The organism is Streptomyces inhibens (assembly GCF_003389455.1).
In the GTDB taxonomy this organism is placed as follows: Bacteria; Actinomycetota; Actinomycetes; order Streptomycetales; family Streptomycetaceae; genus Streptomyces; species Streptomyces inhibens.
The window spans coordinates 1-10220 of the sequence record NZ_QUAC01000408.1; the positions used below are offsets into that span (position 1 = coordinate 1).

Genomic DNA, 10220 nt, shown 5'->3' on the forward strand with positions numbered 1-10220 from the left:
GCCGAGGCCGCCACGCGGCCCGTGGCGGCCTCGGCCGCGCGCCGCGCCGGCGTACTGGCCGTACGGGGCGCCGCCGTACTGGCCAAACGCATCGTGATGCTGCTGGCGCTGCTAGCCGTGGTGTTCGCCGCAATCGAGGTACTGCCCGGCGACGCGGCCTCGGCCACCTCCGAACGCGGCGAGGGCGCCGCCGGCATCGCCGCCCGCCGGCATCTGCTCGGTCTGGACCGGCCGGTGTGGGAACGCTTCTGGGACTGGATCACCGCCCTGCCCACCGGCGACCTCGGCACCTCCGCCCGCGGCGAGCGCGTCACCGATCTGCTCGCCGCACCCCTGCCCAACACCGTCCTGCTCGGCGCCACCGCCTTCGTCCTGACCGTCCTCGCGGCGCTCGCCCTCGGCATCTGGGCCGCCGCCCGCCCCAAGGGCGTCGTGGACCGCGTCGTGGACCTGACCTCCACCGCCGCCTTCGCGCTGCCCGAATTCGTGGTCTCCATCGGCCTGTTGCTGCTGCTGTCCCTGTGGACCGGCTGGCTGCCCGCCGCCACGGTCACCGGCGCCGACGGCGCCCCCGCCAGCTGGACCATGCTCGTAATGCCGGTACTGGCCCTGACCGTCCCCCAGACCGGCTGGAACACCCGCATCGTCCGCGGTGCCCTCGCCGACCAGGCCGCGACGCCCCATGTGGAGGCCGCCTACCTCGACGGCCTGCCCACCCGGCGAGTCCTGCTGCGCCATGCCCTGCCGGGTGCCTGGCCCGCCATCGCCACCGGCATCGCCACCTCTACCGGCATGCTGCTCGGCGGAACCGTCGTCGTGGAAACCCTCTTCAACTACCCAGGTATCGGCACGGTGCTGTCCGGAGCCGTCGCCGACCGTGACACCCCCGTCATCGCCGCCGTCGTCGCCTGCGCGGCAGCCCTGATCACGGTGATCCTCCTGCTGGCCGACCTCGTCCGAGCCCGCACCCTGGGAGCCCGCTCATGACCGCCATCGCGCTCCCCGGCCGGCGAGTTGCGCGCCGCCCCTGGCCGCGGATCCTCCTGCCCGTCATCCCCGCCGTCCTGCTCGTCCTGGTAGCGGTGACGGGACCGCTGCTGGCCGCACACCCCGTCGACAAACCCGTCACCGCCCCCTACGGCGAAGCCGGCGCGGACGCCGCCCTGGGCGGCGACCAGCTCGGCCGCGATGTCCTCAGCCGTCTGCTGCACGGCGGCAGCGCACTGATCGGCAGCGCCCTGCTCGTGGCGGTCGTCGTCACGCTCCTGGCCACTCTGCTCGGTTGTTTCGCCGTCCTCAGCCCGCGACTCGGGCGGCTCGTCGAGCGCACCGCGGACACCGCCATCCTCCTGCCGCCGGTACTGGGCATCATGCTCCTCGCACTGGCCTGGCCCGGCGGCGGACGCATCGCGATCACCCTGGCGGCCATCGTCCTGGGCACCCCGTATGCCGTACGCATCGTCGCCAGTGCCGCCGCGCCCCTGGCTACCAGCGGATTCATCGAAGCGGCCACCGCGAGCGGCGAACGCATCGGGCACCTGGCCCTGCGGGAAATCCTGCCCAATCTGCGCGCCACCGTCCTGGCCCTGTTCGGCCTGCGCTTCGTCGACGCCGTCTACGTCATCTCCATGGCCGGTTTCCTCCAACTCGGACCTCAACCCCCCGAAGCCGACTGGGCCCTGATGATCCGTGAGAACGGACCCGGCATCCTCCTCAACCCCTGGGCCGTCGTCGCACCCGGCCTCGCCATCGGACTGCTCGCCATCAGCGTCAACCTCGCCGCCAACGCGCTGGCGCCCGCCACCGCACGGAGGGCCGCCCTGCGATGACCACCACCGGCCGCCCCGCGCCCACACCCCAGGACACCCCCTTGGCCCTGACCGACACCCTGCCGCCCGTCACGGTCACCGACCTCGAAATCGGCCTCCCCGACGGCCCGACCCTGCTGCACTCCACCAGCCTCAGCCTGTGCGCCGGCCAGATCACCGCTCTCACCGGCCCCTCAGGCTCCGGCAAGACCACTCTGCTCCGCGCCATCATCGGAGACCTCCCCCAAGGGGCTCAGGTCACATCCGGCTCCGTCGAGGCCCTCGGCCAGGACGTGTTCACGCTCACGCCCGACGCACTGCGCACCCTGCGCCGCCACCGCATCGCCTACGTCGGTCAGGACCCCGGATCCGCCCTCAACCCCCGTATGAACGCCCGGCGCCTGATCGCCGAAGTCGCCACCGATCCCTCGCCCGAAGCCGTCGCGGCGCTGATGACCGAGTGCCTGCTGCCCGATGGCCTCGCCCATCACCGCCCAGGCGCCCTGTCCGGCGGGCAGCAACGCCGGCTTGCCCTGGCCCGCGCGCTGGCCCGCCAACCCGACGTGCTCCTGCTGGACGAACCCACCGCCGGACTCGACACCGCCCTGCGCGACGAAATCGCAGGCCTCCTGCGCCACCTCGCCACCCACCGCGGCATCGCCATCATCCTGGCCTGCCACGACCCCCACGTCGTCGAAGCGTGCGCCGACACCGTCACCACTCTCAGCGCCCCCACCACCGCCGCCCCGGCCCGTGGCGGCCCGCCCCGACGGGCCGACCGGCCGCAGGCCCCCGGCCCTGCCACCTCCCCTACCGACGGCTTGCGCGCCGAAGGGCTACAGGTCGCCTTCACCCACAAAGGCCACACTCACCGGGCGCTGCAGGACGCGAACTTCCACGCACCGGCAGGGACCTCCACCGGCATCATCGGACCCTCAGGATGCGGCAAGACCACCCTCCTGCGGACACTGGCCGGCCTCCGGTCGATGGACGCCGGCACCCTCACCTGGAACGGCCGGCCGCTGCCCGCCAACGCCCGTAAACGCAACCGCGACCAGCAACGCCGCATCCAACTGGTCCCGCAAAATCCCCTGGGCGCCCTCAACCCCGCCCGCACCATCGGCGCATCCCTCGCCCGGCCCATGCAACTCCACCGGACCGTCAGCAAGTCGGAGATGCCCGAACGCGTCCGTGAACTCCTCGACGACGTCGGCCTGCCCGGCGACTTCGCCCGCCGCTACCCCCACGAGCTGTCCGGCGGACAACGCCAGCGTGCCTCCATCGCCCGCGCCCTCGCCACCGAACCCGACCTCCTGCTCTGCGACGAAGTCACCTCCGCACTCGACCCGGCCACGGCCACAGCAGTCATGGAACTCCTGACAGACCTCCGAACCCAACGCCGACTGACCCTCGTCCTCGTCAGCCACGAACTGGATCTCGTCACCGCCTACACCGACACCATCCACCTTCTCCACGAAGGACGCGTCCACCCAGCAGAGCGCCGCGAGGGAATCGCCGCCGCCGAGGTGCGATGAAGAGGCAGCCGCTCCTGGTCCAAGACCTGGCAGGAGCGGCATGCCTCCGTCCCCGAGCGGGCACTCGGGGCAGCGCTGCCACCGCCTCTCAGATGTCCCGGAAGATCTCGATCTGTGCGCCGATCGAGTTGAGGCGTTCCGCCAGGTCCTCGTAACCGCGGTTGATGACATAGACGTTGCGCAGGACGGAGGTGCCCTCGGCGGCCATCATGGCCAGGAGGATGACGACGGCCGGGCGGAGGGCCGGGGGGCACATCATTTCGGCGGAGCGCCAGCGGGTCGTGCCGTCGATCAGGACGCGGTGCGGGTCGAGGAGTTTGACCTGGGCGCCGAGGCGGTTCAGGTCCGTCAGGTAGATCGCGCGGTTGTCGTAGACCCAGTCGTGGATGAGGGTCTGGCCCTGGGCGCTGGCCGCGATGGCCGCGAAGAAGGGGACGTTGTCGATGTTGAGGCCCGGGAAGGGCATCGGGTGGATCTTGTCCAGGGGGGCCTGGAGTTTGGAGGGGCGGACGGTCAGGTCGATGAGCCGGGTGCGGCCGTTGTCGGCGGCGTACTCCGTGCTGCGCTCGTGGTCGAGGCCCATTTCCTCCAGGACGGCCAGTTCGATCTCCAGGAACTCGACCGGGACCCGGCGGATGGTCAGCTCCGACTCGGTGACAACTGCCGCCGCCAGCAGGCTCATTGCCTCGACCGGGTCCTCGGACGGTGCGAAGTCCACATCGCGTTCGATGTGCGCGGCGCCGTGGACGGTGAGCGTGGTGGTGCCGATGCCGTCCACCCGGACGCCCAGCTCCTCCAGGAAGAAGCAGAGGTCCTGGACCATGTAGTTGGAGGAGGCGTTACGGATGACCGTGACGCCGTCGTGCCGGGCGGCGGCCAGCAGCGCGTTCTCGGTGACGGTGTCTCCGCGTTCGGTCAGGACGATCGCGCGCTTGGGGGCGACGCTGCGGTCGACCTCGGCGAGGTAGGTGCCGTCGGTCGCGGTGATCTCCAGGCCGAAGTGGCGCAGCGCCGTCATGTGCGGGGTCACGGTCCGGGTGCCGAGGTCGCAACCGCCCGCGTACGGCAGCTTGAAGTGGTCCATCCGGTGCAGCAGCGGACCGAGGAACATGATGACGCTGCGGGTGCGGCGGGCCGCCTCGGTGTCCATCGAGTCGAGGTCGAGCTCCGCGGGCGGGATGATCTCCAGGTCGTTGCCGTCGTTGATCCACCGGGTACGTACGCCGATGCTGCCCAGCACTTCGAGGATGCGATAGACCTCCTCAATGCGGGCCACCCGGCGCAGAGTTGTGCGGCCCGCGTTCAGGAGAGTGGCGCAAAGCAGCGCGACGCAGGCGTTCTTACTCGTCTTCACGTCGATGCTGCCGGACAGCCGGCGGCCGCCGACCACCCGCAGATGCATCGGCCCGGCGTAGCCGAGCGAGACGATTTCGCTGTCGAGCGCCTCGCCGATGCGGGCGATCATCTCAAGGCTGATGTTCTGATTCCCGCGTTCGATGCGGTTGACCGCACTCTGGCTGGTGCCGAGAGCCTCGGCGAGCTGCGTCTGTGTCCAGCCACGGTGCTGCCGGGCGTCACGGATGAGCCTGCCGATGCGTACGAGGTAGTCGTCTGCCATGGGGCGACCGTATCTCAGATATGAGATGGATGCGCAATTGCCGGCGGTTGAGTTGTTCTACTATTATGCGAACAACTGAGAGGTTGTCATGAAGAGTGCACTGCGTTCCGCCCCACCCTCAATCGGCCCCCTTCGGACCTGGATTGCCGCGTTACCGTTCGTCGCGGTGATCGCGGCCCTCGCCGCCGTCTACACCTCCGTCTCCGGCCGGCTACCTGAGCCGCTCGCCACCCACTTCGAGGCCGACGGCCAGGCCAACGGTTTCTCCTCCACCCATGGCTTTCTGACGGGGTGCCTTGTCCTGCTCCTCGTCGTCGGCACCGGCTTTGGCCTGCTCATCCAGCTACGGGTGCCCGCCACCGGTGCGCACTGGCTGATCGCCGGCGGATACGCCACCGCCGCCGGATTCGGCTTCGCCTTCTGTCTCACGCTGCTCGACAACGCCGACGTCACCGATGCATCCGCCGTCCGGCTGCCGTTGTGGCAGGTGGCTGCGGTGCTCGCCGTGGCCCTGGTCGCCGGTGCGCTGGGACGGCTGCTGGCCGGCCCCGCGCTCCGGCCACAGCATCCGGCATTCGGCGAGGCACCCCGGCTCGATCTGCCGGCCGGTATGTCGGCCGGCTGGTCGCGGACCATCAGTTCACCCCCGCTGGTCGCGCTGGGCGTCGTGCTGCTCGGCGCCGGGCTCGTCGTCGGCATCCTCATCGACTGGCTGACCAGCGCAAGCCTGCTCGTCGGTGGCGCTGTGGTCGTCGCCGTCAGCTCGGTACGGGTGACGGTCGACCGACGCGGGCTGTCCATCGCGTCGACGCTGCTGCCCTACCGCATCCGCTTCCGGCACATCCCCCTCGACCGCGTGGCCGAGGCCGGCAGCCGGCAGATCGCCGCCCTGGCCGAGTTCGGCGGCTGGGGCTACCGCGTCCGGGCCGGCCGCAGCGGCCTCGTACTGCGCTCGGGTGAGGGGATCGTGCTGCGGCTGACCAACGGCAGGGAGTTCGTGGTGACGGTCGACGACGCGGCGACGGCCGCCGCGCTGCTCAATGCGTATGCGGACCGCGCGCGTTCGCGGCAAGGAGGCTGACGTGCTCTTCCGGGTCGATCCCGGCTCGTCCGTCCCGCTCGGCGACCAGATCGCGGCCTTGGTCCGCGGCGCCATCGCCGACGGTTCGGTACACGCCGGGGAGCGGCTGCCGGCCGCCCGCGAACTCGCCGCGTCCCTCGGGGTGAATGTGCACACCGTGCTGCGCGGCTATCAGCGCCTCAAGGAGGAGGGGCTGATCGAACTCCGCCGCGGCCGCGGCGCTGTGGTCACCGGCGCCGCCTCCCCCGCCCGCGCCCGTCTCGGCGAGACCGCCGAGCGGCTGATCGCCGAGGCCCGCAACCTGGGACTCTCCGACGAGGAGATCGTGACGGTGGTGCGGGTGGGGCTGGCGGGAAGGTGAGCGTCCCGTGTGTGACTGGGCGGTCCAGTTGGCGGGGTTCGCCATCCGAAGTGCTCAGTCTGTCGGGGTCGCACCTGGGGACGTCGGGCCTGCCTCAGTCGAGCCCGGCCAATTCGGCGATCGTCCCGCCGAGCACCCGGTCGCGTACCTCGCCCGGGCCGGTGACCCGCTCCACCATCGCCCGGGCCAGGACCGGGTCGCCGTACGGGGCGTCCGAGCCGAACAGGGTCCGGTCCGGGATCTCCTTGATGGCCAGCCGGACCGCGAAGACGATGGTGGCCGTGGACAGCTCCAGATACATGTTCGGGGTGTCCCGGACCAGCTCGATGGCCTGCATCCAGTTGAGGCCACCGAGCTGGCTGACCACGAGCGGAACGGATGGGTACCGGCCGGCGAGCGCCGCCAGCGTCCTCAGATCGTCCGCCGTGGTCGGGGCGAATCCGTGCACGACCACGGGCAGCCGGCCGTGATCGGTCGCCGCCTGGAGCACCGGTTCGATCATCCCTGCCCGTCCCGGCGGCGGCGTCAGCTCGCCGATCCCGTGCAGCCCACGCCCGACGACCTCGCGTTCCACGGTCGCGGCAATCCGTTCCGGCTCCAGGTCCAGCGGTACGGACAGGAAGCCGATGAACCGCTCCGGCCGTGCGGCGAGTGCGGCGTCCAATTCCCGCCACGCGCCGCGATACCCCTCGGCCGTGCCGGCCCGGCCCCCGATGGCCTCGTCCAGGATCGCCATCTCCCGGCGCAGCGAGGTGAGGTCACCGGCCCGCTCCGGGTGTGGGCGGGTGGCGAACAGCACGGCGCGGTCCACCCCGGCCTCGTCCAGTAGCCCCACATGTGCCTCGACGGGGTCGTGGACGTGGCTGTGTGCATCGATGATCAATGATTCATTCCCTCCTTGACGATCGGCCCGGAATGCGGCCGACCAGTGCACTGTTGCTCCCTGACACCGTTGGAAGGTCAAGCTGGAGGGAGCTGCCGGTGCTGATCGGGGAGCTGTCGCGCCGATCCGGAGTCAGCGAGCGCCTGCTGCGCTACTACGAGCGGATGGAGCTGATCCACTCGGAGCGCCGCGCCAACGGCTATCGCGAGTACGACGACCGGACGGTGGACACGGTGCGACGCATCCGCGCCCTGCTGGCCGCCGGCCTGCCCACCCGCATCATCCGCCAGGCCCTGCCCTGCACCTTTGACGAGGCGACGCTGCGCCCCTGTCCCGGCGTTCTCACCAGCCTCCGCGACCAGCTGAACGTCCTCGACCGGCGTGCCGCCGACCTGGAGGCCGCGTGCCGCCTTCTGCGCCGGACGATCGCCGCCACCGAGAACGCAGCGAACTGAGACCGGATGTCGGGCGCCCGAGCCCGAGTCCCGCGCATCGCTAAGTTCTCGCAGGTGAGAGCCGTGGTCACCCTCTCGAACCGTGGCCACCCTCTCGTCCGCCGGCTGAAGGACTCGGGCCCGCCAAGTCGAACGCCCATCCGCCAGCTGAAGCACTCGGTCACACCGTGGCAGGGGCCTGGATGTCATCGCTCCTCCGTGGCCGTCCGCTGACCGCTCTTCGGGGCTCGTACGCGGCGTACCTGCGGGGAGAGCAGGGCGGCGCTCGTGGCCAGGACGATCAGTGCGGCGCAGCCGGCGAGCGTATGGCCGATGCCGATCTGCGTCGCGATCGGGCCGGCGACCAGCAGGCCGAGGGGCGCGAAGGCCAGTGACCCGAACCAGTCGTACGAGCTGACGCGGGACAGCGCCGCCTCGGGGACCTCCCGCTGGATGGTGGTCGCCCACAGCACCCCGAAGATGTCGGTGGCGATCCCGGCGCAGAACATGGCGAGCGCGATCAGCGGCACCGGTGCGCGTACGGCGAGCAGGGCGATCGGCAGGGCGACCGGGAACGTGGCCAATACGGCGACCAGCACCGGCCGGCGTACCCGTATTCGGGCGGCGAGTCCGGCGCCCGCGATGGTGCCCAGCGCCTGCGCGGCGACGATCAGCGACCAGGCCCGCGCGCCGCCCAGATCGCGTTCGGCCGCCAGAGGGCCGAGCACCCCGGCGTTGGCGTTGAGCGCGGCGACGACGACCGAGTACTGCGCGACGACGACCCACAGCCATTGCCGCCCGGCGAACTCCCGCCAGCCGTCCCGTAGATCCGCCCACCCCGAAGCCGCCGCGCGGGGGCTCGCGGTCAGCCGAAGTCCTCGGATGAGTGCCGCGCTCACCAGGAAGGATGCGGCGTTGAGGGCCAGCGCCCAGCCGGCGCCGACGAGCGCGACGGTCACACCGGACAGCGCGAGCCCCAGCAGCATCGCGCTGTTCATACCGACCCGCAGCAGCCCGTTCGCCTGCTGTAGCCGCCCGGCGGGGACGATCAGCGGAATGACGCCGTCCATCGCGGGGGAGAAGAGTGCGGTGGCGGTACCTGCTAGCACCGCTAGCGCACAGAGTGCCGACAGCGGCGCATGCCCCGACAGCACCATGGCGGCGAGGCCGGCGTATGCGGCCGCACCGACGAGATCGGCGACGATCATCAGTCGGGAGCGCGACACCCGGTCCGCGATCACCCCGCCGATGAGGATGAACGCCAGCTGGGGCACCGCCTGACAGGCCAGCACCAGCGACAGCCGGCCGGGCCCGGCCCCCGGCAGCGCCAGCACCGCGAAGGACAGCGCGACCCGGGCGAAGCCGTTCCCGAGGACCGAGAGCGTACGGGCGGCGGCGAGCAGCGCGAAGCGTCGGTCGCGCCAGAGCGACGGGGGAGGGGATTCAGGGGGAGCGGGTTCGGGAGGTGCGGGTTCGGGAGGTGCGGTTTCAGGGGGAGCGGACGGGGATAAGTGCGGGCGTGGGGACGCGGGTTCCGGGGTTTCCGTCACGCCGTCAGCGTAGGAGTCGAGTGCGCGGTAGCGCAGCGGTTGCACATCGATCGCGTAGGGAATCGCCTGCCGTTGCCGTGTCGTACGGACCAGACTGCGGTCATGACTTCAGCCCCGGAGCCCGGCCCACCGGCCGAGCCTGGCCCACCAGCCGAGCCCGGCCCACCAGTCGGGCCCGCCCCGCTACCCGAGCCGACCGCCCACCTCCTGCACCGCTTTCTGGCATCCCTACGATCCAGCCTCCCGCTGCGCGCGCTCTGGGCGCACGGATCGCTGGCCGGCGGCGACTACCGGCAAGGCCGCAGCGACCTCGACCTGATCGCGCTCCTCGACCGCCCCTGCACGCCGGAGGAGGAGCGGCACCTGGGCGAGCTTCACCAGACCCTGGAGACGACGGACTCTCTCGCCGCGAAGCTGCACTGCAGCTACCTGGTCGCCGACGGGACGGCCGCCGACCCCGAACGCACCCACCTCACCTGGGCACACCAGGAACTGATGCACCGTCCGGTCACCCCCGTCACCCGACGCGAACTCCACACGTTCGGCCGCGTCCTCCACGGTGACGCCCCCGCCGCATCCCTCCCACCGGTGACCGATGCACAGCTCGCCGCCTTCGTTCTCACCGACCTGCGGGACTTCTGGCGGCCCGCCCTGGACCACCCGGAACGCTGGCTCCAGGACATCTGGGTCGACCTGGGGCTGCTGACCCTGGCCCGCGCCACGGTCACCTTGCGCGACGGCACCCTGATCAGCAAGGGCGAGGCGCTGGCCGTCCTCGACGAGCTCGGCGCCCCGAGGGACCTCGTCACAGACATCAGGAACCGCCGCTACGGACCCCCGACCTCAACATCCACCCCAACACCCGCCCAAACACCCACTCCAACACCGGCCCCGGCACCGCCCCCAGCCCCAACGCCGCCCCAGCCCCCACCCCCTGCCCGCCCCCACCC

10 protein-coding genes are annotated in these 10220 nt (G+C 71.3%); 7 read left to right on the plus strand and 3 right to left on the minus strand.

What is annotated here, in order from left to right; genetic code table 11:
* Positions 1–21 precede the first annotated feature (21 nt).
* Genes DY245_RS36125 through DY245_RS36135 form a run of 3 tightly spaced genes read left to right on the plus strand, consistent with a single transcriptional unit; the run spans position 22 to position 3343 of the window.
* Positions 22–987: an ABC transporter permease gene (locus tag DY245_RS36125; protein ID WP_128511331.1), complete on the plus strand. Its 966-nt coding sequence runs from the start codon at positions 22–24 to the stop codon at positions 985–987.
* Positions 984–1829, plus strand: coding sequence for an ABC transporter permease (locus DY245_RS36130; RefSeq protein WP_128511323.1), 846 nt, complete (start codon positions 984–986; stop codon positions 1827–1829). The genes DY245_RS36125 and DY245_RS36130 overlap by 4 nt, the downstream gene beginning before the upstream one ends.
* Positions 1826–3343 carry an ABC transporter ATP-binding protein gene (locus DY245_RS36135; protein WP_128511324.1) on the plus strand — a complete coding sequence of 506 codons (1518 nt, stop codon included), beginning with the start codon at positions 1826–1828 and terminating at the stop codon, positions 3341–3343. Before DY245_RS36130 ends, DY245_RS36135 begins: the two co-directional genes overlap by 4 nt.
* Before the next feature lie 88 nt (positions 3344–3431).
* Here the strand turns inward: DY245_RS36135 and DY245_RS36140 are convergent, their stop codons facing one another.
* The gene (locus DY245_RS36140) at positions 3432–4961 is read right to left on the minus strand and encodes a helix-turn-helix domain-containing protein (protein ID WP_128511325.1); all 1530 of its coding nucleotides are present in this window, start codon (positions 4959–4961) and stop codon (positions 3432–3434) included.
* A gap of 166 nt (positions 4962–5127) precedes the next feature.
* Between DY245_RS36140 and DY245_RS36145 the strand changes: the two genes are divergently transcribed.
* Together DY245_RS36145 and DY245_RS36150 are read left to right on the plus strand one after the other, a co-directional pair.
* Positions 5128–6042, plus strand: coding sequence for a DUF1648 domain-containing protein (locus DY245_RS36145; RefSeq protein WP_244943491.1), 915 nt, complete (start codon positions 5128–5130; stop codon positions 6040–6042).
* 1 nt (position 6043) lies between these two features.
* Positions 6044–6403 (plus strand): GntR family transcriptional regulator, encoded by a 360-nt coding sequence (locus DY245_RS36150; protein ID WP_128511327.1) that lies wholly within the window; start codon positions 6044–6046, stop codon positions 6401–6403.
* A gap of 94 nt (positions 6404–6497) precedes the next feature.
* Here DY245_RS36150 and DY245_RS36155 read toward each other — a convergent pair whose 3' ends face one another.
* Entirely contained in the window at positions 6498–7286 is a 789-nt protein-coding gene (locus DY245_RS36155) for an amidohydrolase family protein (protein WP_128511328.1), read from the minus strand.
* Between the two features lie 98 nt (positions 7287–7384).
* Between DY245_RS36155 and DY245_RS36160 the strand changes: the two genes are divergently transcribed.
* Positions 7385–7741: a MerR family transcriptional regulator gene (locus DY245_RS36160; protein ID WP_128511329.1), complete on the plus strand. Its 357-nt coding sequence runs from the start codon at positions 7385–7387 to the stop codon at positions 7739–7741.
* Positions 7742–7926: 185 nt separating this feature from the next.
* Here the strand turns inward: DY245_RS36160 and DY245_RS36165 are convergent, their stop codons facing one another.
* Positions 7927–9270 carry an MFS transporter gene (locus tag DY245_RS36165; RefSeq protein WP_128511330.1) on the minus strand — a complete coding sequence of 448 codons (1344 nt, stop codon included), beginning with the start codon at positions 9268–9270 and terminating at the stop codon, positions 7927–7929.
* A 102-nt stretch (positions 9271–9372) separates the two neighbouring features.
* Between DY245_RS36165 and DY245_RS36170 the strand changes: the two genes are divergently transcribed.
* The coding region (locus DY245_RS36170) for a nucleotidyltransferase domain-containing protein (RefSeq protein ID WP_244943492.1) at positions 9373–10220 on the plus strand (848 nt) is incomplete at its 3' end.

Bases quoted from the DNA above. Each gene is read 5' to 3' on its own strand.
- DY245_RS36130 (WP_128511323.1), top strand. From the start codon at position 984: ATGACCGCCATCGCGCTCCCCGGCCGGCGAGTTGCGCGCCGCCCCTGG.
- DY245_RS36135 (WP_128511324.1), top strand. From the start codon at position 1,826: ATGACCACCACCGGCCGCCCCGCGCCCACACCCCAGGACACCCCCTTG.
- DY245_RS36140 (WP_128511325.1), bottom strand. From the start codon at position 4,961: ATGGCAGACGACTACCTCGTACGCATCGGCAGGCTCATCCGTGACGCC.